General features: G+C 67.3%; 24 protein-coding genes. 21 read left to right on the top strand and 3 right to left on the bottom strand.

Features of this window, described 5'->3' with window-relative positions:
* Positions 1-8 precede the first annotated feature (8 nt).
* From pdxT to C3B61_RS05960, 10 genes are all read left to right on the top strand, one after another.
* Positions 9-602, top strand: coding sequence for a pyridoxal 5'-phosphate synthase glutaminase subunit PdxT (gene pdxT, locus C3B61_RS06005; protein WP_103459860.1), 594 nt, complete (start codon positions 9-11; stop codon positions 600-602).
* Positions 603-654: 52 nt separating this feature from the next.
* Complete coding sequence (locus C3B61_RS06000; RefSeq protein WP_103459859.1) at positions 655-1,191, top strand: DUF1697 domain-containing protein; 537 nt, start codon at positions 655-657, stop codon at positions 1,189-1,191.
* A gap of 139 nt (positions 1,192-1,330) precedes the next feature.
* Positions 1,331-2,092, top strand: a complete 762-nt coding sequence (locus tag C3B61_RS05995) for a YebC/PmpR family DNA-binding transcriptional regulator (protein WP_088456319.1) — start codon at positions 1,331-1,333, stop codon at positions 2,090-2,092.
* Positions 2,093-2,099: 7 nt separating this feature from the next.
* Positions 2,100-2,753 (top strand): crossover junction endodeoxyribonuclease RuvC, encoded by a 654-nt coding sequence (gene ruvC / locus C3B61_RS05990; RefSeq protein WP_088456318.1) that lies wholly within the window; start codon positions 2,100-2,102, stop codon positions 2,751-2,753.
* Positions 2,750-3,403 carry a Holliday junction branch migration protein RuvA gene (gene ruvA, locus C3B61_RS05985; protein ID WP_103459858.1) on the top strand — a complete coding sequence of 218 codons (654 nt, stop codon included), beginning with the start codon at positions 2,750-2,752 and terminating at the stop codon, positions 3,401-3,403. Before ruvC ends, ruvA begins: the two co-directional genes overlap by 4 nt.
* Positions 3,400-4,434 (top strand): Holliday junction branch migration DNA helicase RuvB, encoded by a 1,035-nt coding sequence (ruvB, locus tag C3B61_RS05980; RefSeq protein WP_103431917.1) that lies wholly within the window; start codon positions 3,400-3,402, stop codon positions 4,432-4,434. Before ruvA ends, ruvB begins: the two co-directional genes overlap by 4 nt.
* 123 nt (positions 4,435-4,557) lie before the next feature.
* Positions 4,558-4,959 (top strand): preprotein translocase subunit YajC, encoded by a 402-nt coding sequence (yajC, locus tag C3B61_RS05975; protein WP_241980134.1) that lies wholly within the window; start codon positions 4,558-4,560, stop codon positions 4,957-4,959.
* Positions 4,960-5,024: 65 nt separating this feature from the next.
* Complete coding sequence (secD, locus tag C3B61_RS05970) at positions 5,025-6,785, top strand: protein translocase subunit SecD (protein WP_103459856.1); 1,761 nt, start codon at positions 5,025-5,027, stop codon at positions 6,783-6,785.
* Positions 6,785-7,819 (top strand): protein translocase subunit SecF, encoded by a 1,035-nt coding sequence (secF, locus tag C3B61_RS05965; RefSeq protein ID WP_103459855.1) that lies wholly within the window; start codon positions 6,785-6,787, stop codon positions 7,817-7,819. The genes secD and secF overlap by 1 nt, the downstream gene beginning before the upstream one ends.
* Before the next feature lie 96 nt (positions 7,820-7,915).
* On the top strand, positions 7,916-10,168 hold the full coding sequence (locus C3B61_RS05960) for a RelA/SpoT family protein (RefSeq protein WP_103459854.1): 2,253 nt from the start codon (positions 7,916-7,918) through the stop codon (positions 10,166-10,168).
* Here the strand turns inward: C3B61_RS05960 and C3B61_RS05955 are convergent.
* The 3 genes from C3B61_RS05955 to C3B61_RS05945 all read right to left on the bottom strand — a co-directional run bounded on the left by C3B61_RS05955 (position 10,155) and on the right by C3B61_RS05945 (position 13,047).
* The gene (locus C3B61_RS05955; RefSeq protein WP_133160237.1) at positions 10,155-10,724 is read right to left on the bottom strand and encodes a hypothetical protein; all 570 of its coding nucleotides are present in this window, start codon (positions 10,722-10,724) and stop codon (positions 10,155-10,157) included. The genes C3B61_RS05960 and C3B61_RS05955 overlap by 14 nt on opposite strands.
* A 109-nt stretch (positions 10,725-10,833) precedes the next feature.
* On the bottom strand, positions 10,834-12,066 hold the full coding sequence (locus C3B61_RS05950) for a DUF349 domain-containing protein (RefSeq protein ID WP_088456310.1): 1,233 nt from the start codon (positions 12,064-12,066) through the stop codon (positions 10,834-10,836).
* 174 nt (positions 12,067-12,240) lie between these two features.
* The gene (locus C3B61_RS05945; protein WP_103459852.1) at positions 12,241-13,047 is read right to left on the bottom strand and encodes a peptidylprolyl isomerase; all 807 of its coding nucleotides are present in this window, start codon (positions 13,045-13,047) and stop codon (positions 12,241-12,243) included.
* Between the two features lie 132 nt (positions 13,048-13,179).
* Here C3B61_RS05945 and C3B61_RS05940 point away from each other — a divergent pair, with 132 nt between their 5' ends.
* From C3B61_RS05940 to aroB, 11 genes are all read left to right on the top strand, one after another.
* Positions 13,180-14,517 (top strand): replication-associated recombination protein A, encoded by a 1,338-nt coding sequence (locus C3B61_RS05940; protein ID WP_103459851.1) that lies wholly within the window; start codon positions 13,180-13,182, stop codon positions 14,515-14,517.
* Positions 14,518-14,750: 233 nt separating this feature from the next.
* Positions 14,751-15,380: a 30S ribosomal protein S4 gene (rpsD, locus tag C3B61_RS05935; RefSeq protein ID WP_088456307.1), complete on the top strand. Its 630-nt coding sequence runs from the start codon at positions 14,751-14,753 to the stop codon at positions 15,378-15,380.
* 109 nt (positions 15,381-15,489) lie between these two features.
* Positions 15,490-15,855 (top strand): DUF948 domain-containing protein, encoded by a 366-nt coding sequence (locus C3B61_RS05930; protein ID WP_088456306.1) that lies wholly within the window; start codon positions 15,490-15,492, stop codon positions 15,853-15,855.
* A 102-nt stretch (positions 15,856-15,957) separates the two neighbouring features.
* Positions 15,958-16,179, top strand: a complete 222-nt coding sequence (locus tag C3B61_RS05925; protein ID WP_088456305.1) for a hypothetical protein — start codon at positions 15,958-15,960, stop codon at positions 16,177-16,179.
* A gap of 64 nt (positions 16,180-16,243) precedes the next feature.
* Positions 16,244-18,898, top strand: coding sequence for an alanine--tRNA ligase (alaS, locus tag C3B61_RS05920; RefSeq protein ID WP_103459850.1), 2,655 nt, complete (start codon positions 16,244-16,246; stop codon positions 18,896-18,898).
* Positions 18,899-18,901: 3 nt separating this feature from the next.
* Entirely contained in the window at positions 18,902-19,369 is a 468-nt protein-coding gene (ruvX, locus tag C3B61_RS05915) for a Holliday junction resolvase RuvX (protein ID WP_174776232.1), read from the top strand.
* 2 nt (positions 19,370-19,371) lie between these two features.
* Entirely contained in the window at positions 19,372-20,889 is a 1,518-nt protein-coding gene (gene mltG / locus C3B61_RS05910; RefSeq protein ID WP_244285848.1) for an endolytic transglycosylase MltG, read from the top strand.
* Complete coding sequence (locus C3B61_RS05905) at positions 20,867-21,829, top strand: shikimate dehydrogenase family protein (protein ID WP_244285847.1); 963 nt, start codon at positions 20,867-20,869, stop codon at positions 21,827-21,829. The genes mltG and C3B61_RS05905 overlap by 23 nt, the downstream gene beginning before the upstream one ends.
* Before the next feature lie 5 nt (positions 21,830-21,834).
* Complete coding sequence (gene aroC, locus C3B61_RS05900) at positions 21,835-23,043, top strand: chorismate synthase (RefSeq protein ID WP_103459848.1); 1,209 nt, start codon at positions 21,835-21,837, stop codon at positions 23,041-23,043.
* A 1-nt stretch (position 23,044) separates the two neighbouring features.
* The gene (locus tag C3B61_RS05895) at positions 23,045-23,671 is read left to right on the top strand and encodes a shikimate kinase (RefSeq protein WP_244285846.1); all 627 of its coding nucleotides are present in this window, start codon (positions 23,045-23,047) and stop codon (positions 23,669-23,671) included.
* 5 nt (positions 23,672-23,676) lie between these two features.
* Positions 23,677-24,765 carry a 3-dehydroquinate synthase gene (aroB, locus tag C3B61_RS05890; RefSeq protein WP_088458003.1) on the top strand — a complete coding sequence of 363 codons (1,089 nt, stop codon included), beginning with the start codon at positions 23,677-23,679 and terminating at the stop codon, positions 24,763-24,765.
* Positions 24,766-24,816 lie beyond the last annotated feature (51 nt).

The following is a 24,816-nucleotide window of genomic DNA, read 5'->3' as shown; positions in this document are numbered from 1 at the left end:
CCCGCTTCATGAGCGTTGGAGTACTCGCCCTTCAGGGCGACTTTCGCGAGCATGCCGACGTCCTGCGCTCGCTCGGCAGCGAGGTCACTCTCGTGCGCCGCCCGGAGGAACTGGCCAGCGTCACCGGCCTGGTGATCCCGGGCGGCGAGTCCAGCGTGATGGACAAGCTGACTCGCATGTTCGGCCTCGCCGACCCCCTGCGAGCGGCCGTCCAGGGCGGGATGCCGGTCTACGGCACCTGCGCGGGACTGATCATGCTGGCCGACAACGTGTTGGACGGCATCTCGGGCCAGCAGAGCATCGGCGGCCTGGACATCAGCGTGCGCCGCAACGCGTTCGGCTCGCAGACCGCCTCGTTCGAGACCGACCTGGACGTACCGGCCCTCGGCGAGACCCCAGTGCACGCCGTCTTCATCCGCGCCCCGGTGGTCGAGACGATCGGATCGCGCGCCACGGCGTTGGCGACGATCGCCGACGGTCGATGCGTGGCCGTCGAGCAAGGCAACCTGCTCGGCACGTCCTTCCACCCGGAGATCACGGGGGAGTACCGCTTCCACGAGTACTTCCTGCAGAAGGTGCAGACGGCCGGTTTCGGCGCCTAGCCCGGCTGCACCACACAGTCCGGCACAATGGGGGCATGACCCAGGCCAGCGCATGAGATACGTCGCCCTGCTGCGCGGCATCAACGTCGGCGGCATCACCATCAAGATGGCCGACCTGGCCGAAACCGTCAGCAGGCTCGGCCACAGCGGTGTCACGACCATCCTGGCCAGCGGCAATGTGCTCTTCTCGAGCGACGAGCCTGATGCCGCCGCCGTCAAGACGGGCATGGAACGAGCCCTGTCAGAGCGATTCGGATACACGGCGTTCGTGGTGCTGCTCAGCAGAGACGACCTCGTCGCAGCCGTCGACGGCTACCCGTTCGACGACCGGGACGGCTGGCACTCGTACATCCTCTTCGGCTCAGACCCGGCCAGGCTCGACGAGCTCCTGGTCAGCGCGCCCCAGCTCGATCCTGCCGACGAGAGCGTTCTACCCGGCGACGGACTCCTGTACTGGCAGGTGCGTCGGGCTGTGGGAATCAAGAGCCCCTTCAGCCTCCTGGCTGCCAAACCCCGGTACAAATCCACCACCACGAACCGCAACCTGCGCACCCTGCACAAGATACTCGGCGTGCCCACCACCCGGTGAGCCGAAGGGCAGTCAGAGGGTGCCCGGGCTAGACTGAGAACGCACTGAGCGGTCGGAACGGTCGCGGTGCCAGCAGACGACGCCCCAAGCGCGTCGCACGAGTTAGCGCAACGACAACGCAACGAAAATCGGGAGATTCATGTCCGGGCATTCCAAGTGGGCGACCACCAAGCACCAGAAGGCTGTCACCGACTCGCGTCGGGCGAAGGCTTTCGCCAAGCTGATCAAGAACATCGAGGTCGCTGCCCGTATGGGCGGAGCGGACCTGTCTGGCAACCCGACTCTCGTCGACGCCATCCAGAAGGCGAAGAAGACCTCGGTCCCCAACGACAACATCGACCGCGCCGTCAAGCGCGGCGCCGGGCTGTCCGGTGAAGCCGTCGACTACACCACGATCATGTATGAGGGCTACGCCGCCAACGGTGTCGCCATCATGATCGAGTGCCTCACCGACAACAAGAACCGAGCCGCGGCCGAGGTGCGCACCACGGTCAGCCGCAACGGCGGCAACATGGCCGACCCGGGCAGTGTCGCCTACAACTTCCACCGCAAGGGCATCGTCGTGGTGCCCAAGGGAGACGCAACCGAAGACGACGTTCTCGCTGCGGTGCTCGACGCCGGCGCCGAAGAGGTCGTCGACGACGGCGAGAAGTTCGAGGTCTTCAGCGAGGCGCACGATCTGGTCGCCACCCGTACTGCCCTGCAGGCGGCTGGAATCGACTACGACTCCGCCGACATCGCCTTCGTCCCGCAGCTCAAGATCGAGGTCGACGCCGAGACCGCCCGCAAGGTGTTCAGGCTCATCGACGCTCTCGAGGAACTCGACGACGTGCAGAATATCTACAGCAACTACGACGTCTCGGCCGAGGTCCAGGCCGAGCTCGAAGCAGACAGCGAATAGCCCACCGATGACGGTCAGGGTGCTGGGCATCGACCCGGGCCTGACCCGCTGCGGCGTCGGGATCGTCGACGTCGCAGCGAACCGTTCGGCGACCCTTGTCGACGTGCAGGTGCTGCGCAGCTCTCCCGACCTGCCCCTCGAACGCCGCCTGCTCCTGATCAGTGAGGGCCTCGAAGAGCTCCTCGACCGGCACCAACCGCACTTCGTGGCCATTGAACGGGTCTTCGCGCAGCAGAACGTGAGCACGGTCATGGGCACCGCCCAGATCAGTGGGGTGGCCCTCATGCTCGCCGCCAAGCGCGGACTGACGGTGACCCTGCACACCCCGAGCGAGGTCAAGGCCGCCATCACCGGGTACGGCTCCGCGGACAAAAAGCAGGTCGGCACAATGGTCGCCCGGGTGCTGGGACTGGCCGAAATCCCGAAACCGGCGGATGCCGCCGACGCCCTCGCGCTGGCCATCTGCCACGCGTGGCGAACCGGCGCCGCCGGCGGTGTACTCCCCACCAGCGGTACGGTCGCGGCGGGCAACCGGTCCACGCCCGCGCTGAGTCCCGGCTCGCTCACTCCGGCGCAGAAGGCCTGGCGCGACGCCGAGCGCGGCAACGCGCCGGGGTCGGCGGCGGCAGTGTCTGCGGCGCACCGTAGGCTGGCTAGGTGATCTCTTCAGTGCGTGGCCCAGTCCTTTCAGCCCTGGGCTCAACCGTCGTGATCGAGGTCGGCGGAGTCGGACTCGCCCTGCAGGTCACCCCGTCCACAGCCCTGGCCGCGAGGGTCGGCACCGAAACCCGCCTGGCCACCACCCTGATCGTTCGTGAAGACTCCCTCACCCTCTACGGCTTCCCTAGCGCCGAAGAACTCGCAGTGTTCGAGCTTCTCGTCGGCGTCACCGGCGTCGGTCCCAAGTCCGCGCTCGGCGTGCTCGCCGTGCTCACCCCCAACCAAATCGCCCTCGCCGTCAACGCCGAGGATGATGCCGTGTTCCGCAAGGTCAGCGGGATCGGACCGAAGACCGCCAAGCTCATAGTGCTGTCACTGGTCGGCAAGGTCGCCGTCACCAGCGCCGCGGTTGCCCCCGGACGCGCCGGCGTCGCCACGGCCACCGTCGGCGCCAGCGTGCAAGCCGCGCTGATCGGCCTCGGCTGGTCGGAGCGGGTCGCCGTCCAGGCCGTTGAGGAGATCCTCGCCGGCAGCACAGCCGAGTTCGACGCCGAGGAAGCCGGGGTCGGGGTCGTGCTCCGCCTGGCCTTGGCCCGGCTCGGTCCTGCCCAGCATTCCGGTGCCGCCAATGCCGCTGGTCGCAACTCATGACCCAGGATCCCGGCGTCGACCTGACCAACCCGGCACTCGAGGGCGACGCGGAGCTGGCCTTCGAGGGCGCCCTGCGCCCCAAGAGCCTCACCGAGTTCGTCGGCCAGCAGAAGGTGCGCGGTCAGTTGCAGCTGCTGCTGACCGCGGCATCGATGCAGCAGCGCACCCCTGACCACATCCTGCTGGCCGGCCCGCCAGGCCTCGGCAAGACGACCCTGGCCATGATCATCGCCTACGAGGGCAATCGGCCACTGCGCATGTCTAGCGGCCCCGCGATTCAGCACGCCGGCGACCTGGCTGCCGTGCTCTCCTCCCTCGTGCCCGGCGAGGTGCTCTTCATCGACGAGATCCATCGGATGGCCCGCTCCGCCGAAGAGATGCTCTACCTGGCGATGGAGGACTTCCGCATCGACATCATGGTCGGCAAGGGGGCCGGAGCCACGTCGGTACCGTTGGACCTGGCGCCGTTCACCCTGGTCGGGGCCACCACACGTTCCGGCATGCTCCCGAACCCGCTGCGCGACAGGTTCGGCTTCACGGCCCACCTGGAGTTCTACGCCGACGCCGAACTCGAACTGGTGCTGGTGCGCGCCGCACGCCTCCTCGGACTGGTCATCGACCGGGAGGCCATCGCCGAGATCGCCGGCCGGTGCCGGGGGACTCCGCGAATCGCCAACCGGCTGTTGCGCCGGGTGCGCGACTACGCGCTCGTGCACGGCGGAGACGCCGACCTGGCGGCCGTGCATGCGGCGCTGGAGCTCTACGACGTCGACGAAATCGGACTGGACCGGCTCGACCGCGAGGTCATGAACATCGTCCTCACCCGTTTTGGGGGTGGACCGGTTGGGCTGAATACACTGGCCGTCTCGGTGGGGGAGGAGCCCGAAACCATCGAATCGGTCGTCGAGCCCTTCCTGGTGCGGATAGGCTTCCTCACGCGTACCCCGCGCGGGCGGGTTGCTACTGCCGCAGCGTGGCGGCATTTCGGCTTGAGCAATCCTCAGGCTGCGCTCACCTTGGATGTTCTATAATTCAAGCTGGTCAGGCACGCACCTTCTGCCGGCTTCCCCCAGCCACTCCCACAAAAAACTTCGTCGCGACACCACGCTCGCACGGGAAGGTTTCACAGTTCTATGGATCCGTTGACTCTAGTCATGCTCGCCGTCTTGGCGTTGCTTGTGTTCTTCATGTTTCGCAATGGCCGCAAGCGCCAGAAGGACACCTTGGCCCTGCAGTCGAAGATGGTCGCCGGAGCAGACGTGATGACCAACTTCGGCCTCTACGGCACCATTGTGTCGATCGATGAGGAAGAGAACAAGGTCGCCCTCGAGATCGCACCCGGCACCATTGTGCAGATCCACCGCCAGACGATCGCCCGCGTCGTCGAGCCCACAGTCGCCGGCGATGACGTCGTCCTCGACCAGACCGTTGACACCGACGCCGGCACGCCGGCCGTTGTCGGCGAGCCCGAGTACGGCCAGCGTGCCGAATTCAAGCCGACGACCGACGAGGTCGCGCCCGACACCGACACCGAACCCAAAAAGGGCGACGCGTAACACACCCACTCCGGCTGCGCGGCTTCGGTCGCGCAGCACGAGCAATAGAAAGCTGAGTTCAATAGGTGGCTAAGTCGTCTCCGACCAAGAAGGCCTGGCGCTCCCTGACCTGGCTTGGCGTGATCATCGTCGGTCTCATCGCTCTGAACGGAGCCGGCGTTCTCACCGGCGGCGGTTCGTGGACGCCGAAGCTGGCGCTCGACCTCGAGGGTGGCACCCAGATCATCCTGGCCCCCAAGCTCGAGTCCGGCCAGACGGTTTCGTCTGAACAGCTCAACCAGGCGGTGTCGATCATCCGGCAGCGGATCGACTCCGCCGGAGTCTCCGAGTCGGAGATCAACACCCAGGGTGGACAGAACATCGTCGTCTCCATTCCCGGAACGCCTGACGACGCCACCCTGAACCGCATCCAGTCCTCGGCAAAGCTCGAGTTCCGACCGGTCCTGGTGGCTTCAGCGCCCACTGAAGACAGTGTCGGCGCAGACGGTTCAACCGACGAGGCCACCGACCCGGCGACGGATGCCGCGGCAGATCCGGCCGCAGAGTCCCCGGCCGCCGAGACTCCGGCCGCCGAGACTCCGGCCGTCGCGCCCACCGACGCGAGCGACCTGAACAACATCACCCCCGACCTGCAGGCGCAGTTCGATTCCTTCCAGTGCAGCGACATCGACACCAGCATTGTGGCACCGGCCGATCAGCCGCTGATCACCTGCGAGAGCGATGGTTCGATCAAGTACATCCTCGGCCCGGTCGAGGTGAGCGGCGAGAACATCTCCGACGCCACCAACGGGCAGGTCACCACGCAGAGCGGTGCAACCACCGGCGAATGGGCCGTCAACATCGTCTTCGACCGCACCGGCACCGAGTCGTTCGCCGACGTGACGACGCGCCTGAGCGGCCTCCAGGGCGCGCAGAACCAGTTCGCCATCGTGCTGGACGGCAGCGTCATCTCCGCTCCGCGCACGCTGGCCGTGATCACCGACGGCAAGCCCCAGATCACCGGCTCGTTCGACCAGGACACCTCCAAGGCCCTCGCCGACCAGCTCAAGTTCGGCGCCCTGCCGATCAGCTTCACCGTGCAGAGCCAGGACACCATCTCGGCAACCCTCGGTTCGACCCAGCTGCAGAGCGGCCTCATCGCGGGACTGATCGGCCTGATCCTGGTCGTGCTCTACTCCCTCATCCAGTACCGCCTCCTCGGGCTGGTCACTGTCGCGTCGCTCATCGTGGCTGGCGTGATCACCTACCTGCTGATCACTCTGTTGTCCTGGCGTGAGGGGTACCGCCTCTCCCTGGCCGGTGTGGCCGGTCTCATCGTGGCCATCGGTATCACCGCTGACTCGTTCATCGTCTACTTCGAGCGGGTGCGCGACGAGCTCCGCGACGGCAGGGGACTGGTGTCCGCGGTGGAATCCGGCTGGCGCCGCGCGATCCGCACCATCATCGCCTCCGACACCGTCAACTTCCTCGCCGCGGCGGTTCTGTTCATCCTGGCCGTCGGTAACGTGCGCGGTTTCGCCCTGACCCTGGGACTGACCACCCTGGTCGACCTCCTGGTCGTGGCGATGTTCACCCATCCGATGCTGCAGCTGCTCGCCCGCACCAAGTTCTTCGGAGATGGGCACAAGCTCAGTGGACTCGACCCGCGGGCACTCGGCGCCGTCTACCGCGGACGCGCCCGGTTCCAGCCCTCCGTGGAGGTGGCGTCACGCAAGTCGCCGTCCTCCAGCAAGGAGGCCGCAAAGCGCCAGACCATCGCCGAACGCAAGGCGGCTGAGCTCGTCGGTTCCGGCTCCAGTAAGTCGACCGATGGGAAGGATTCCTAATGGCCAGCTTCAACCAGTTCGGCAACGATCTGCACACCGGCAAGCTCTCCTACAACATCGTCGGACGTCGTAAGGTCTGGTACTCGGTCGCCGCGGTCATGATCCTGATCGCGATCCTCGGTCCGGTCCTCCGCGGTGGGTTCACGTTCGGCATCGAGTTCACCGGCGGCTCCGAGTTCGTCCTCTCCGAGATCTCCACCGAGGACCAGGATGCGGCATCCACCGCGGTCACCGAGGTGGTGCCCGAAGCCGTGCCCAAGGTGTCCGTCGTCGGCAGCGACAGCATCCGCGTGCAGACCGACCAGCTCAGCGACACCGAGAGCCGGGAAGTACGCGCCGCTCTCGCCACCGCATACAGCGTCGACGCGGCGAAGGTCACGTCCTCGTTCATCGGCCCGTCCTGGGGCCAGGACATCACCGGCTCCGCCATCCGCGCACTGCTCACCTTCCTGGTGCTCGCCGGCGCGGTGATGGCCCTGTACTTCCGCACCTGGAAAATGGCCGCCGCCGCCATGGTCGCCCTGTTGCACGACCTCGTCATCACCGCGGGTTTCTACGGCATCACCGGCTTCGAGATCACTCCGGCGGCCGTGATCGGCTTCCTCACGATCCTGGGCTACTCGCTGTACGACACCGTGGTGGTGTTCGACAAGATCCGCGAGAACACGACCGAAGACGGGCCAGAATCCCGGCGCACGTTCGCCGACTCGGTCAACCTCGCGGTCAACCAGACCCTGGTGCGCTCGATCAACACCTCGATCGTCGCAGTCCTCCCGGTCGCCTCGATCCTCGTCATCGGTGCGTTCGTGCTGGGTGCGGGAACCCTGCAGGACATCTCCCTGGCCTTGCTAATCGGAATGATCGTGGGTACATACTCCACGATCTTCATCGCCGCCCCGCTCTACGCCCAGCTGCGCGAGAACGAGCCGGAGATCCGCAAGCGCGACAAGAAGGCCCTGGCCCTGCGGGCCAAGGCCACCGGTACCTCGTCGGTCGCCGGCACGGATGCGGCCCGCGCGGACGTTCCCGCGTGAGCCGGTTCGCCCGCCGGGAATACCCGACAGCGTCCCTCGGTTTACCGTTTATCCGTTAGTACAGGGATAATTGGCCCCAGGGAGTGAGGTAACGAGATGACAGAAACCACCACGCCATCCGCCGCGTCACTGCGTCGTCTGGTGCCGCGTATCTTCTCCAGGGCGCAGCCTGTCGGTGCCGTCGACACGCTGCTGAAGACGGTGCGCACGCACCATCCCAAGGTGGATCTGTCGATCATCGAACGGGCGTACGCGGCCGCTGAGCGGGCCCACGAGGGCCAGAAACGTCGCAGCGGCGAGCCGTACATCACCCATCCCGTCGCGGTCGCCCAGATCCTGGCCGACCTCGGGATCGGTCCCAAGACCGTGGCAGCTGCCCTGTTGCACGACACAGTCGAGGACACCGACTACACCCTCGATGAGTTGCGCGCCGACTTCGGCGACGAGATCACCATGCTCGTGGACGGCGTCACCAAGCTCGACAAGGTGAAGTACGGCGACAGCACTCAGGCCGAGACTGTCCGCAAGATGATCGTCGCGATGTCCAAGGACATCCGGGTGCTGATCATCAAACTGGCCGACCGTCTGCACAACGCCCGCACCTGGGGCTTCGTGCCGGCTGAGTCCGCGACCCGCAAGGCCACCGAGACCCTCGAGATCTACGCCCCGCTGGCCCACCGCCTGGGAATCCAGACCATCAAGTGGGAACTCGAGGATCTCTCTTTCGGGGTGCTCTACCCGAAGCTGTACGCCGAGATCGAGAGCCTCGTCAAGCAGCGCACCCCGCAGCGCGAAGAATTCGTGCAGTACGTCATCGACGCGATCAACGACGATCTCAAGGCCGCGCGCATCCGCGGCAAGGTGGCCGGACGGCCCAAGCAGTACTACTCGATCTACCAGAAAATGGTCGTGCGCGGCCGCGAGTTCGACGAGATCTACGACCTCGTCGGCATCCGGGTCCTTGTGAACTCGGTGCGGGACTGTTACGCGGTCCTCGGCGCCATCCACGCGCGGTGGACTCCGCTGCCCGGTCGCTTCAAGGACTACATCGCCACCCCCAAATTCAACCTGTACCAGTCGCTGCACACCACCGTGCTCGGCCCGAGTGGCCGCCCGGTCGAGATCCAGATCCGTACCCAGGAGATGCACGAGCGTGCCGAGTACGGCGTCGCCTCGCACTGGAAGTACAAGGAACAGGTCAACGGCAAGAGCTCCGGCCCCGGCCCGCAGAGCGACACCGATATGGCCTGGCTGGCACATATTTCCGATTGGCAGGCCGAAACGGCCGACCCCAACGAGTTCCTCGACTCCCTGCGCTACGAGATCGGCGCCAAGGAGGTCTACGTCTTCACGCCCAAGGGCCGCGTGATCGGCCTGCCCGCCGACGCGACGCCAGTGGACTTCGCTTACGCCGTGCACACCGAGGTGGGCCACCGCACCATGGGCGCCAAGGTCAACGGACGGCTCGTACCTCTGGAGAGCTCGCTCAGCACCGGCGACGTCGTGGAGGTCTTCACCTCCAAGAACCCGGACTCGGGTCCGAGCCAGGACTGGCTGAACTTCGTCAAGAGCCCCAGGGCGCGCAACAAGATTCGCCAGTGGTTTACCAAGGAACGCCGCGACGAGGCCATCGAACAGGGCCGCGACGCCATCGCCAGGGCCATGCGCAAGCAGAACCTGCCGCTGCAGAAGCTGATGAACCAGGACTCCTTCGCCGAGGTCGCCGCCGTGATGCGGTACGAAGACGTCTCGGCGCTCTACGCCGCCGTCGGTGAAGGGCACGTGTCGACGCAGTCCGTGCTGGAGAAGGTCGTCGCCACGCTGCAGAGCGTGGAGGAGAGCGACGCGACGGACCTGCCGTTCACCCCCAATGGCCGTACCCAGACGCTGCGCAACAACGACTCCGGGATCCTGGTGCGCGGCGCCCCCGACATCCTCGTCAAGCTGGCACGCTGCTGCACCCCGGTTCCCGGCGACAAGATCGTGGGTTTCATCACCCGCGGTTCCGGTGTGTCTGTGCACCAATTCGACTGCCACAACGTGCAGGAACTGCTCAAGGAACCCGAGCGGATGATCGACGTCGACTGGGCGCCGACCTCGAAGAGCCTGTTCCTCGTGCAAATCCAGATCGAGGCCCTCGACCGCTCCGGCTTGCTCTCGGATGTCACCAGAGTGTTGTCGGAACACCACGTCAACATCCTCTCGGCGACGGTGCACACCTCCAGTGACCGGCTGGCGATCAGCCGGTTCGTGTTCGAGATGGGCGACACTACCCACCTCGACAGGGTGCTGAACGCGGTGCGCCGCATCGACGCCGTGTACGACGTCTACAGGGTCAGCGACGGCTGAGGTTCAGCCGGCGCGCTTCCCGTAGCTGGGCGGCCGCCCTGCGGCTGAACGAGACTCCCCGTCGACCGGCGAGCGCCTGTTCGTCGGCGTGCGGATCGACTGGTCCGTCATAGGCCAGCAGCGCCGCCAGCAGCGCCGTGTCTGCGCGGCACTCGGGTGAGCGGCCCCAGCGGGCAAGGTCGATGGCCGTCCGCAGGGGAGTGGTGACGAGTTGTCGACCCAGCACCCTCGTGTCGTCGCGGCCGAGGCGCACCTCGCGGAGCTGGGTCCTCGTCTCGACGGGCTTGCGGGCACGCGCGGTCATGTCGATGCAGAACTGATGGGGGTCAGGTTCGGCGGCCAGGCCATAGATCCAGGCGGCGCTCATCCGCTCGGCGGCGGCCCGGCTCGGCGCGACCGAGGTGAGCGCCTCGCCCCGGGTCTCCGGGCCGTCGTGGGCGTCGACCGGACACCACGCCCCGGCGAGCGGGAACAGCTCACCGTCGAGGCGGGCACAGTTCAGTTCGGCGAGCGGAAGGTCGGCCGTGGTGAGCGCGGCAGGAAGCAAGGGAGTCATGCTTCCAGCCTGCGGAGTCGCCGGCAGACGCCGAAACGGGATCGGGAATCTGTGGACAGATTCCCGATCCCGTTTCGGGTGTGGGTAGTTACTCCCGTGCAGCGAGTCGTTACTGGCCGATGGCCTTCAGCCAGGCCTTACGGGTCTCGAGCGCCTCGGTCGCGTCCTTGATCTTGCGGGCGTCCTTGGTCTCCTGCGCGGCGGCCAGCTCGGCCTCGAGCTTGGCGATCGCGTCGTGCAGCTGACCGGCGAGGCCTTCGGCGCGGGCCTTGGTCTCGGGGTTGTTGCGCTTCCAGTGGTCGTCGTCGAGCTTCCGCACGGCCGCTTCCACCTTGCGCATGCGCTCCTCGACGGGCTTGACCTGGTCGCGGGGGACCTTGCCTGCGGCGTCCCAGCGGCGCTGCACCGAGCTGAGCAGCTCGCGGGCCTTGACCCGGTCGGTCTCGGTGAGCAGCGTCTCGGCCTCGGTGAGCAGGTCGAGCTTGACGACCAGGTTGGCGGAGAACTCTTCGTTGTCCTGCGCGTCGATCTCGCTCTTCACCGAGTAGAGCACGTCGCCGGCGGCCTTGAACTTGGCCCACATGGCGTCGTCCTGCTTCTTGCCGGAGCGGCCGGCGGCCTTCCAGTCCTCGAGCAGGTTTCGGTAGGCGGGGATGCCGTCGGCACCCTGGGGTGCCAGCGCCTCGGCCTTCTCGATGAGCTGCTGCTTGCGGTTCCGTACATCCTTGTGAGCGCTGTCGAGTTCGGCGAAGAACGCCTTGCGGTTCTGCTCGATAGTGGTGCGAGCCGCACGGAACCGCTTCCAGAGCTCGTTCGCCTCGCCCTTGGGGATGCGCGGTGCGTCGTGCTGGTGGGCTTGCCACTTGGCGAACAGCGCGTCGAGTGCAGCGCTGGTCTGCTTCCACTGCGTCTTGGCCGGGTCTTCGGCGGCGAGGCGTTCGGCCTCTTCAACGATGGCAGCCCGCTCCGCGAGGGCTGCAGCGCTGGCGGCCTTGGCCTCGACACCCTGCTGCTCGGTGAGCTCGGTGACCGTGCCACCCAAAGCGCCGAGGCGCTCGGCGAGGGCGGCGAGGTTGCCGACGGCGTTTGCCGTTGCAACCGACTTCGACAGGTTCGCGACCGACTTGGCGATATCCGCGGCCGGCGCCCCTCCCTTCGCGCGCTGTTCGAGCAGGGTGACCTGTCCGTTCAGCTCCACGTACTTGCGTTCGAAGTAGGCGAGTGCCTCTTCAGGTGTCGCGTCGGGATACTGGCCGACGGCACGTTCGCCGTCTGCTTCGCGCACGTAAACCGTGCCGGTTTCGTCTACGCGACCCCATGGTTGCTGATCTGTCGTAGTCAAGAGCCTCACCTTAATGATCTGGTTGATTCCCCGAGCAGTGAAGTACTGCAGCGGGCGAATCCCTGAACGAGCCAGTACTGGCACAAGCCAATACGCGCACAAGCTTATTGCAAGCGTGCCCGTCGTTCGGCGGAAACGACCGAACTGGTCTCTCCGAGCTGATTTCTACCGTGGTTACTGAACGGTGAAGGAGGTGATGGTGGTCGGAACCACGGGAGCGCCGTCCGCCGAGCCGTCCTCGACCCCGGCGTCGGCGATCTGGCTGACGAGCTGGTCCAGTCCGGAGGTGACGGTGCCGATGACCGAGTAACCGGAACCGTCCGCTCCAGCAGGAATCTCCGTATCGCCGTAGACGATGAAGAACTGGCTGCCCATGCTGTACGGATCGCTGGACCTCGCCATGGCGATGGTGCCGGCCGGATAGACGTTGTCGGCCGGAGCATTCTCGACCGGGCCGTAGTAGTAATTGGGTCCACCGGTTCCGTCGCCGGTGGGGTCACCGCACTGCAATACCGAAAAGCCTTCGCCCGTGGTCAGGCGGTGGCAGGTGACGTCATCGTAGAAACCGGATCCGGCGAGGCTGATGGTCGAGGAGACCGCTTGCGGCGCCGCGGCGCCGTCGAGGGAGACGCCGAGTGCGATGTCGTTGAGGGTGAGCGTGCCGGTCCAGGTCCGACCCTCGGCCAGATCGCTCGAGGGAACGTCGCCCGCGTTCGCGCCGGGGGTCGGAGTCACCGAATCTGAGGGCTCGGCCGTGGGCGTCGCGGAAGCCGAAGCACTGGGTTCAGGAGTGCCGGGGCCGCCGCCGAAGTAGAACATCTGGGCGCCGACCAGCACGATGAGCGCGACCACGAGTACGCTGCCGGCCACGATGTTGTCGCGCACGCGCCGCTTGACCTGGTGCTCGTTCACGGCCTTGCGTGCCTGGTAGGCGCGAGCGCGGCCGCGGGCCTCGCGTTCCTGCTTGGTGTTAGGTGCCACGGGAATCCTCCAGGTGCCGCCTGAGGCGGGAAATCGGGCTTGTCGGGCAACACGGCCCGGGTCACTGTGAACTCTACGCATGCGGGGGCGGCGGCGAAAATTGGCGTCGGCGGCACAAACTACGCTGGACGCATGTCTTCCGTCCAACCAGGCCTCCGTACCGGCGCGACGCCGCTTGCGGTGCGCATGCGCCCCAAGAGCCTGGCCGAGGTTGCCGGGCAGCGTCACCTGCTTACCCCGGGGTCGCCGCTGGTCAGCCTGGCCAACGACAAGACGGGGGAGCAGGGTTCGGTCTCCGTCATCCTGTGGGGCCCTCCGGGAACCGGCAAGACCACCCTCGCCCAGACCATCGCGCACAGTTCCGGACGCCGCTTCGTTGAGCTCTCCGCCGTCTCCGCCGGCGTGCGGGACGTGCGCCAGGTGATGGACGAGGCCCGCACCAGCCGGGACCTCTACGGCCTGTCCACCGTGCTGTTCCTCGACGAGATCCACCGGTTCAGCAAGGCGCAGCAGGACGCCCTGTTGCCGGGGGTGGAGAACGGCATCATCATCCTCGTGGCCGCCACAACCGAGAACCCGTCCTTCTCGGTGATCTCGCCGCTGCTGTCCAGGTCTCTGCTGCTCACTCTGGAGACCCTCAGCGACGACGACCTCGGTACCGTCGTGGACCGCGCCGTCACCGACCCGCGGGGCCTGGCCGACAGGTTCGTGCTCGACCCTGAGGCCCGCGGGGCAATCATCCGGCTCGCGTCCGGCGACGCCCGCCGGGCGCTCACGGCGCTCGAGGCCGCTTCGGTGTCGGCCGCGACCACGGAGACCGCTGACGGTGAGAAGCCCGTCATCACGACCGAGATCGTCTCGCTCGCGGTCGACCGGGCGCTGCTGCGCTACGACCGCAACGGTGACGAACATTACGACGTGATCAGCGCCTTCATCAAGTCGGTGCGCGGGTCGGATGTCGACGCGTCCCTGCACTACCTTGCCCGGATGATCGAGGCCGGGGAGGATCCCCGATTCATCTGCCGCCGGATCATCGTGCTCGCCTCCGAAGACATCGGCATGGCCGACCCGCAGTCTCTGGTCATCGCGATAGCCGCCGCCGACGCCGTGCAATACATCGGCATGCCGGAAGGCCGCATCCCCCTGGCCCAGGCCGTGGTGCACCTGGCCTGCGCGCCCAAGTCAAATTCCGCCTATATGGCCCTCGACGCCGCCATCGCCGACGTGCGCAACGGCAACACCGGCCGGGTGCCCAAGCACCTGCGTGACGCCCACTACCCGGGGGCCAAACGCCTCGGCCACGGCAAGGGTTACAAATACCCGCACGATGATGCGCTCGGCGTTCTCACGCAGGACTATCTGCCCACCGAACTGCGCCGGAAGCAGTACTACACACCCACCGAACACGGCAATGAACGTGACGTCTCCGCGCGCCTGGCCAAGCTCCGCAAGATCATCCGCGGCCAGTAGACCGGGGCGTGTCGAAAGCCCGGCCACGGGGGCACCCGTGTGCTAGCCTTGACCTCGCCTACAACTGGTTTTGTCATGCGGCTGCGTACACAACCTAAGTTGGAGTGGATTCGCCCTGTAGCCGGGCGGCCCGTGGCACCCACCCCTCTGATCTCCCATGACGCCTTGTGCTGCCGTTCGCGGCCGGCCCGGCGCCCTGGTATCCATTTTTCAGATCCATCCGAAAGGACACTGTGTCTACCAAGTCACGTACCCGTAGCAAGACCCGCCTCTCGCGGGCCCTGGGCATCGCCCTGACCCCGAAGGCCGCCAAGTACCTCGAGAAGCGTCCCTACGCTCCGGGCGAGCACGGCCGCACCAAGCGCAAGACCGATTCGGACTACGCCGTGCGTCTGCGCGAAAAGCAGCGCTTACGTGCCCAGTACGGCATCCGCGAAGCCCAGCTCAAGATCGCCTTCGAAGAAGCGCGTCGCCGCCAGGGCCTGACCGGTGAAAACCTCGTCGAGATCCTCGAGACCCGTCTCGACGCCCTCCTCGTGCGTTCGGCCATCGCCCGCACCACCGCCCAGGCCCGTCAGATGGTTGTGCACCGCCACATCCTCGTCGACGGCCAGCTGGTCGACCGTCCCTCCTTCCGCGTGAAGCCGGGTCAGCTCATCCACGTCAAGGCCAAGAGCGAGGGCACCGAGCCTTTCCAGGTTGCCGCGGCCGGCGGTCACGTCGACCTGCTGCCCAAGCTCCCGCCGTACCTCGAGGTTGAACTCGACAAGCTGCAGGCCCGCCTCGTTCGCGCCCCGAAGCGCATCGAGATCCCCGTGACCTGTGAAGTCCAGCTCGTCGTTGAGTACTACGCAGCACGCTAGTCACTCCCGGCGCGTCTCGATTCGCCGGAACTGAACTACGCTTGAGGGCGGATCACCTAGGTGATCCGCCCTTTTGCGTGCTGTGCCTAATCGAAATGGATGGTGCCGAATGACTGGTGGAGATATCGCCGGCCTGATTGCCGCTGGCGTTTTCGCTGTTCTGGTGGCGTTCCTCGCCATCCCGTTGATCAAGCTCGGCCGGGTGTTCGACGAGACCACTCTCGCCATCCGCGACCTCAGCCATAACGTGACCCCGCTGCTCGAGGAGACGACGAGCACCGTCGCCCAGACCAACCACCAGCTGGCCACGATCGACACAATCACCACGAATGTCGCCGAGGTCACCGGAAACGTGTCCGCAATGGTCGCGCTGTTCGCGGCCACCGTCGGCGGCCCCCTGATCAAGCTCGCCGGATTCTCCGCCGGTGTCCGGGCGGCCTTCAGGGCCTCCAAGCCCCGTCGAGGCACGAAGTAAGTCCACTACGCTGGAAAGCAGCCTGTCAGGACCTCGGCCCGCTGGACCAGCGGGTGCCCCGGCCCACAGCCACCCATTCCTCAAACTCAGGGAGCACATGCCATGAAGAATTTCATCTGGTTAGTCGTCGGCGTCGGAATCGGATTTGTTGCCGCCCACGAGGTGAACAAGACCCAGCAGGGCAAGCGGTTCTTCACCGATCTTGACGCCAAGACCCGCGAATTCGGCGAGGCCATCTCCGAGGGCTACCGCAAACGCGAAGCCGAACTGCACGCCGCACTCGGCGAGGCAGAAGAGACCATCGAAGAGCTGTCAAAGCCCTAAACCACTTCCCTTCCCACCGCAATTCCCCCGGTCGGATTACCGATCCAGTAACAGTACGGACCCCATGCAGACTGCCGACATTCGCGGGCGCTGGCTCGACTTCTTCGCCGACCGTGGACACACCGTTGTCCCGTCGGCGTCGCTCGTGAGCGATGACCCCTCCCTCCTCTTCACCGTGGCCGGCATGGTGCCGTTCGTGCCCTACCTCACCGGTCTGGTACCCGCCCCGTTCCCCAGGGCCACCAGCGTGCAGAAGTGCATCCGCACCAACGACATCGAAGAGGTCGGTAAGACGCCGCGGCACGGCACCTTCTTCCAGATGAGCGGCAACTTCTCTTTCGGCGACTACTTCAAGGAGCAGGCGATCAGCTACGCCTGGGAGCTGCTCACCTCGAGCGAGGCCGACGGCGGCTACGGCTTCGCCGAGAAGGACCTCTGGGTCACGGTCTACGAGAACGACGACGAGGCCTTCGGCTACTGGCGCGCGCTCGGCCTGCCTGAGCACCGGATCCAGCGCCTCGGTATGGACACCAACTACTGGTCCACCGGCCAGCCCGGCCCCGCCGGCCCGTGCAGTGAGATCTTCTTCGACCGCGGCCCCGCCTTCGGCATCGACGGCGGTCCTGCCACCGACGACGACCGCTACGTGGAGATCTGGAACCTGGTCTTCATGCAGTACCTCCGCGGTGAGGGCACCGGCAAGAACGACTTCCAGATCCTCGGCGACTTGCCCAAGAAGAACATCGACACCGGCATGGGCCTGGAGCGCGTCGCGTTCCTCAAGCAGGGCGTGCAGAACATGTACGAGATCGACCAGGTGCGCCCGGTTCTCGACCGTGCCGCGGCCCTCTCCGGCCGCCGCTACGGCGCCGACCACGAGGACGACGTGCGGATGCGCATCGTCGCCGACCACGTGCGGTCCTCCCTGATGTTGATGAGCGACGGTGTCATGCCGTCCAATGAGGGCCGCGGCTACATCCTGCGCCGCCTGATGCGCCGCAGCGTCCGTGCCATGCGCCTGCTCGGGGTGGACGCCGCCTCGTTCACCGAGCTGTTCCCGGCCTCCCGCGACGCCATGAGCGCCGCGTATCCCGAGGTCGCCACCGACTACGACCGGATCAGCCAGGCCGCATACGCCGAGGAAGAGACCTTCCTGCGCACCCTCGCCAGCGGGTCGAGCGTGCTCGACCTCGCCGTGGCCAAGACCAAGAGCGCCCAGAAGGCGGAACTGCCCGGCGACACCGCGTTCCTGCTGCACGACACCTACGGCTTCCCGATCGAGATCACCCTGGAAATGGCCGAAGAGGCCGGCCTCAGCGTCAACCGTGAGGCTTTCGACACCCTGATGGCGAAGCAGCGCGCCATGGCCAAGGCCGACGCCAAGGCCAAGAAGACCCACCTGGCCGACCTGTCGGTCTACAGCGCCTTCCGCGCACACGGCGAGACCGTGTTCACCGGCTACGACATGCTGCAGACCGAATCCAGCATTCTGGGCCTGATCGTCGACGGCGCATCAGTGAACCGTGCGGTCGCCGGCGACATCGCCGAGGTCATCCTCGCCGAGACCGCCCTCTACGCCGAATCCGGCGGCCAGGAGGCCGACGCCGGCCTCATCGTGGGCCCCGGCTACGAACTCGAGGTTCTCGACGTGCAGAAGCCCGTCAAGGGCCTGATCAGCCACAAGGTGCAGGTCACCAGCGGCGAGGTCGGTGTGGGCGACCCCGCGACCAGCGTCGTCGATCCCGACTGGCGCCGCGGCGCCCGCCAGGCGCACTCCGGCACCCACGTCCTGCACGCGGCGCTCCGCCAGGTGCTCGGCCCGAACGCACACCAGTCGGGCTCCTACAACAAGGCCGGCTTCTTCCGCCTGGACTTCTCCTGGAACCAGGCCCTGTCGCCGGCCACACGCAGCGAGATCGAGGAGATCTCCAACAACGCCATCCGCGACAACCTCGAGGTGAGCACCCGCGAACTGCCGCTGGCCGAGGCCAAGGCGCTCGGTGCGATGGCGCTGTTCGGCGAGAAGTACGGCGAGACCGTGCGGGTGGTCGACATCGGCGGCCCGTGGTCGCGCGAACTCTGCGCGGGCACCCACGTGGCCTCCAGCGCTGAGATCGGCATGATCAACCTCGTCAGCGAGGCGTCGGTCGGCTCAACCAACCGCCGTGTCGAGTCGCTCGTCGGGCTCGAGGCGTTCCGCGACCTCGCCGCCGAGCGGGCCATCGTGTCCCAGCTCACCAGCAACCTCAAGACGCCGCGTGAGCAGCTTCCCGCCAAGATCATGGATCTCATGCAGAGCCTGAAGGCGGCCGAGAAGAAGATCGCCTCGTTCGAAGCCCGTGCACTCAGCGACCGAGTGCCCGCCCTCGTGGCCCAGGCCACCAGGATCGGCGACCTCACCGTGGTGGCCGAAGACCTCGGCACCCTGAACTCCGCCGACGACGTGCGGATGCTCGTCACCGGCACCCGCGAACGGCTGGGCAATGACCCTGCCGTCGTCGCCCTCGCGGCGACCGTGGGCGACAAGCCCGTCGTGATCGTGGCGACCAACGCCGCGGCTCGTGACGCCGGCCAGAAGGCCGGTGCGCTGGCCAAGCAGCTCGCCGGTATTCTCGGCGGCGGCGGCGGCGGCAAGGACGACCTGGCCCAGGGCGGCGGCACGAAGGTGGAGCTGATCCCCGAGGCACTCAGCACGCTGCGCACGCTGGTGGCCCGCTAACCCATGCGATCGGGCGTGCGGGTGGGAATCGATGTCGGCACTGTGCGGATCGGCGTTGCCCGCAGCGACTTCCACGGCATGCTCGCCACCCCGGTGGAGACCGTGCCACGGGACAAGAACGCTGCCGACCTCGGCAGGATCGCCGGGATCGTCACCGAGCTGGATGCCGTCGAAGTGATCGTCGGGTTGCCCCTGGCGCTGTCCGGGCGGCACACCGCGTCGACCGACGATGCCGTCTCCTTCGCCGAAACCCTCGCCGCGACGGTGTCGGTGCCGGTTCGGCTCGTCGACGAGCGACTGTCGACGGTGTCGGCTCAGGCCGCCCTGCGAACCGTAGGCCGCAGCACCCGCACGCAGCGTCCAGTGGTCGATCAGGTGGCCGCGACTATTATTCTGCAGCATGCGCTCGATACCGAACGTGCCTCGGGCAAACCAGCCGGCACGTCCGTTGACCTGACCGGAAGGCCGTAACCGTGGCGAAAAGTCCGCCGGAAAACCCCGACCCGAACCCTTCGGGCGGCACTGGCGACACGCCGCTGCCCTCCCGCCGGGCCCTGCGGGAAGCCCAGGCGGCCCGCGAGGCCCAGGCGGCGCAGAAGGATGCGGGCCCGGCTGCTTCTGAACCGGCTGCTTCTGAACCGGCAGCTTCTGAACCGGCAGCGCCGCCGGCACCTCTGTCGTATTGGACCGCACCCGTACAGCCCGACCCGGACGAGCAGCCTGCCCCAGAGGAGCCCGCCGCGGTGAGCACCAGCGACCACAATCCCTTCGCGGGGCTCGGGTTCGGCACTGCGCCCGACCCGGCCCCCGCATCCGACGGTCAGCTGACGGGTGCCCCGGATGTCCCGGCGCAGGCCGGACGCCCCGGCTCCCGCGCGAATCGACGCGCCCGGCTTGCCGACCACCCGACCCTGGTGGAGAAGAAGTCGCGCAAGGGTGGCTGGGGCTGCCTGGTCGTCATCCTCGTCCTCGTCGCTCTGATGGGCGCCGCTGCCCTGGCCCTGCAGGGGCCCATCAGCCAGCTCGTCGCCGCCACGCAGGCTCCCGAGGACTATGAGGGCTCCGGCAGTGGTGAGGTGCTCGTCATGATCCACGACGGCGACACCGGTTCCGATATCGCCAACACCCTGGTGGACCAGGATGTGGTGAAGAGCTATGACGCCTTCTACGACCTGTTGCTCGCCCAGTCGACCGACCCGGTCTTCCAGCCCGGCGCATACCAGCTGGCCTCGCAGATGAGCGCCCAGGCCGCACTCGAGGCCCTGCAGGACCCGGACAGCCGCCAGGATCTCACCGTGGTGATCCCCGAGGGAACCGCTGCCGTCGACGTGCTCACCTCGATGTCAGAGGGTACCGACATCCCCCTCGAGGACCTGCAGGCAGCGGCCGCCGACCTGTCCGGGTTCGGGCTCCCTGCCGAGGCCACCAGCCTCGAGGGCTTCCTCTTTCCGGCCACGTACACGTTCCAGCCGGCGACGAGCGCCCACGACGCACTCAAGACCCTCGTCGACCGCCAGTTCGAGGCCCTCGACACTGCCGGAGTCGCCCCGGCCGATCGGTGGAAGACCATCGTGATGGCGTCGCTGATCCAGCGTGAGGCCGGTCTGAAGGACGACTACTACAAGGTCGCCCGGGTGTTCTACAACCGGCTCGACCCTGCGCAGTGGGACACCGGGCTGCTGCAGTCCGATGCCACCGTCGCCTACGGCACCGGAAAAACGCACCTGGTCACGACGACCGACGCCGAGCGGGCGGACGTAGACAACGCCTACAACACCTACGTGCATCCCGGTCTGCCGGTCGGACCGATCAGCAATCCCGGCGACCTGGCCATTGATGCGGCCCTGCACCCCGCAGACGGAACCTGGCTATTCTTCGTGACGTGGAACCTGGATACCGGAGAGACCATCTTCTCAACGACCGTGGACGAACACGACGCCGGCGTCGCCAAGTGGCTGGACTGGATGGATGAGCACCCCGAATATGGTTGATCCGACGCAAGCCTCAGTCAGCACGCCGCCGCGGCGCCGGTTGGCGGTGCTCGGTTCGCCCATCGCGCACTCACTGTCGCCGGCCCTGCACGCTGCCGCCTATCGGGTGCTCGGCCTGAACTGGGAATACACGGCGGTGCAGATCGGCGAGGGTGAGCTCGACGGCTTCGTGGACGGCCTCACCCCGGAGTGGCTGGGGCTGTCCTTGACCATGCCGCTCAAGCACGAGATCCAGCCGCGCCTGGACACCCTGGACCGTGTCGCGACCCTGACCGGAGCCGTGAACACTGTGCGGTTCGGCGACGCACCGGTGGGGGAGGGCGACGACAGCACGACGGAAACCGCGCCACGGCCGTTCTTCGGCTACAACACCGACGTAGCCGGGCTGGTGCGTGCCCTGGCCGAGGCCGGCATGGACCGGGCCAACCACGTCACCCTGCTCGGTGCCGGCGCGACCGCAGCATCCGCCGTCGTCACCGCCGCCGAACTCGGCGCCGAAACCGTGCAGATCATCGCCCGCACGCCGGGCCGAGCCGACCCGCTCCTGGACCTCGGCCGCAAGCTCGGGCTCGTCGTCGCGGTAGCGGGCCTTCCGGCCATGGCCGCCGCCGACCGCGTCAGTGACCTGGTGATCAGCACCATGCCCGGCGATGCCGCACTGCAGTACGAGTTCCCGGCGGCGTTGCGGGCCAACACCCTGCTCTTCGACGTGGGCTACGCGCCCTGGCCCACAGCCCTGGCCCGGTCCTGGGCGGCTGCCGGCGGCCGGGCCCTGTCCGGCCGCACCATGCTGCTGCACCAGGCCGTCGTGCAGATCCGGATCTTCCTGGCCAACGACCCTTTCCTGCCCCTCCCCGACGAAGAGGCCGTGCTGGAGGCCATGCGTGCCGCACTGGACGCCGCCGACGGGACGGCGCCCGGCCGCGCTGTGGAAGGATAGGGAGCATGCTTCGTTGGCTCACCGCCGGAGAGTCTCACGGCCCCGAACTCCTCGCCATTGTCGAGGGTTTGCCCGCTGGGATCCCGGTCACACTAGATGCGATCCGTCTCGACCTTGCGCGCCGCAAACTCGGCTATGGCCGGGGTGCCCGCATGAAGTTCGAACAGGACGAACTGAACATCTCCGGTGGCGTCCGCCACGGTCTCACCCTCGGCGGCCCGGTGGCGCTGCGGATCGGGAACACCGAATGGCCCAAGTGGGCCGACGTGATGAGCCCGGAACCCGTTGACCCCGCCCTGCTCGCCCGCGGCCGAGGCGCCCCTCTGGTGCGCCCCCGGCCCGGCCACGCCGACCTGGTTGGGATGCAGAAATACGACTTCGACGAGGCCCGTCCGGTGCTCGAGCGCGCCAGCGCCCGGGAGACGGCCGCCCGCGTGGCCCTCGGCGCCGTCGCCCGTGCCTTCCTCGCCGGCCTCGGTATCGAGTTGGTCAGCCACACCCTGTCCATCGGCCCGGTTCGTGTGCCCGAGGGATCCTCGCTGCCCCGTCCCGGTGATGTCGATACCCTCGACGCCGACCCGCTGCGCTGCTTCGACACCGCCACCAGCGCGCTCATGGTCGCCGAGGTGGATGCTGCGCACAAGGACGGCGACACTCTCGGCGGCATCGTCGAGGTCCTTGCCTACAACCTGCCACCCGGTCTGGGGTCGTTCGTGCATTGGGACCGCCGGCTGGACTCCCAGCTCGCCGCCGCGCTGATGGGCATCCAGGCGATCAAGGGCGTCGAGGTCGGTGACGGCTTCCTCACCACCACCCGCCGCGGTTCGGACGCACACGACGAACTGGTTCAGGTCGATGACCAGATCCTGCGCGCCAGCGACAAGGCCGGCGGCACCGAGGGCGGCATGAGCACCGGAACCGTGCTGCGCGTACGGGCCGGTATGAAGCCCATCGCCACGATCCCGCGCGCGCTCCGCACCGTTGACATCACCACGAGCGAAGCCGCACCCGCTCACCACCAGCGCTCCGATGTCTGTGCGGTGCCGGCCGCCGGCGTCGTCGCCGAAGCCATGGTGGCCCTGGTCCTGGCCAACTCGGTGCTGGAGAAGTTCGGCGGTGACTCGTTGGGCGAAACCAAGCGCAACCTGGACTCCTACCTCGCCAACATTCCGGCCAACCTGCGCACCGGGGCGTCCAGCGACGCCACGCTCTAGCGTGCTGTTCCTGAGCCCGGACGCCTCTCGTCCCGCCGACGGATGGCCGGCCGCACCCGGACCGGCGCCCGACCGGCGCGACACGGCGTCGCCGGAGGGCGCGGAGCCGCACCGCGACGCGGATGTGCCGCTGTACCCGTTGGTGTTCATCGGGCCGATGGCGTCGGGCAAGTCCAAGATCGGTCGACGGGTCGCGCGCACCCTGCGGGTGCCGTTCCTGGACACCGACAAACTCATCGTCACCGAACACGGCCCGATCACCGAGATCTTCGCCACTCACGGCGAGAGCCACTTCCGGGACCTCGAACGCGCGGCCGTCGCCGACGCGCTACGTCAGAAGCGGGCCGTCGTGTCGCTCGGTGGGGGAGCGGTGCTCGACCCGGCCACCCGGGCGGACCTGCGGCGCGCCACGGTGATCTCCCTGAGCACTACCGCTGAGGCTGTGCGCAACCGCACCAGGAACGCCAAACGTCCGCTTTTGGCCGACGGGCCGGACGCCTGGCAGCGCATCTACGACGAGCGCCGCCCGCTGTACGACGCGCTGGCCAGCATCCACTTCGACACGTCGACCAGGCCGGTCGACGCCATCGCCGCCGACATCGTGAAATGGGTAAGAGAACAATCGTGACCGACATGCAGCCCGAAGAGACCGGCACCACCACCATCACCGTCAGCGGTGTCGACAGCTACCCGGTCCTCATCGGGCGGGGCATCGTGGCCGATGTTGCCGAGCAGCTCGGCGACACCGTGAAGAAGGTACTCATTGTGCACACCTCGCACCTAGGCGCCCGCGCCGTGGCGCTGCGGGAGAGCCTGCTGGACCGGTACGAGGTCCTCATCGCCGAGGTCCCCGACGCCGAGCCCGCCAAACGGGTTGAGGTCGCCGCGTTCTGCTGGCAGGTGATGGGTCAGGCCGACTTCACCCGCACCGACGCCGTGATCGGCTTCGGCGGCGGCGCCGTGACCGACCTGGCCGGCTTCGTGGCCGCCACCTGGCTGCGCGGCGTCAAGCTGGTGCAGATTCCCACCAGCGTGCTCGGTATGGTCGACGCCGCCGTCGGCGGTAAGAATGGCATCAACACCGCGGAGGGCAAGAACCTAGTCGGCACCTTCTACGCGCCGGCCGCTGTGGTCTGCGACCTCGACATCCTCGCCGACCTGCCCCGCAACGAGATCCTGGCCGGCTTCGCCGAGATCGTGAAGGCCGGGTTCATCCAGATCCCGGAGATCCTCGACATCGTCGAAGCGGATGTCACCCGGGTCACCGACCCGATCACGCCAGAGTTCCGCCGTGTGCTCGAGCTCTCCATCGCCATGAAGGCCCGCGTCGTCGGCGCGGATTTCAAGGAGGCGGGCCTCCGCGAAATCCTCAACTACGGGCACACTCTCGGCCACGCCGTCGAGCACGCCGAACGCTACGGCTGGCGCCACGGCGCAGCTGTCGCCGTCGGCATGATGTTCGCCGCCGAACTTGCCAGGCTCAGCGGGCGGCTCTCCGACGAGGCCGTCGACCGGCACCGCCGGATCCTGGAGTCGCTCACCCTGCCGACGACCTACCCGGTAGGCCGCTGGTCCACCCTGCTGGCCACCATGCAGCGGGACAAGAAGACCCGCAGCGGAATGTTGCGCTTCATCGTGCTCGACGACATCGGCAAGCCCACGGTGCTCGAGGGCCCGGATGCGTCGCTGCTCTTCGCGGCGTACCAGGAGATCGGCTCCTAACACCCCTTTTTCGCGGTCTGTGCCTAGAATGAAGCACCCGACCGGCCGCTC

Origin of the sequence: Cryobacterium zongtaii, assembly GCF_002909375.1 — a bacterium.
Taxonomy (GTDB): Bacteria; Actinomycetota; Actinomycetes; order Actinomycetales; family Microbacteriaceae; genus Cryobacterium; species Cryobacterium zongtaii.
Note: the sequence above shows the minus strand (reverse complement) of the source record. Positions and strands in the feature narration are given on the sequence as shown.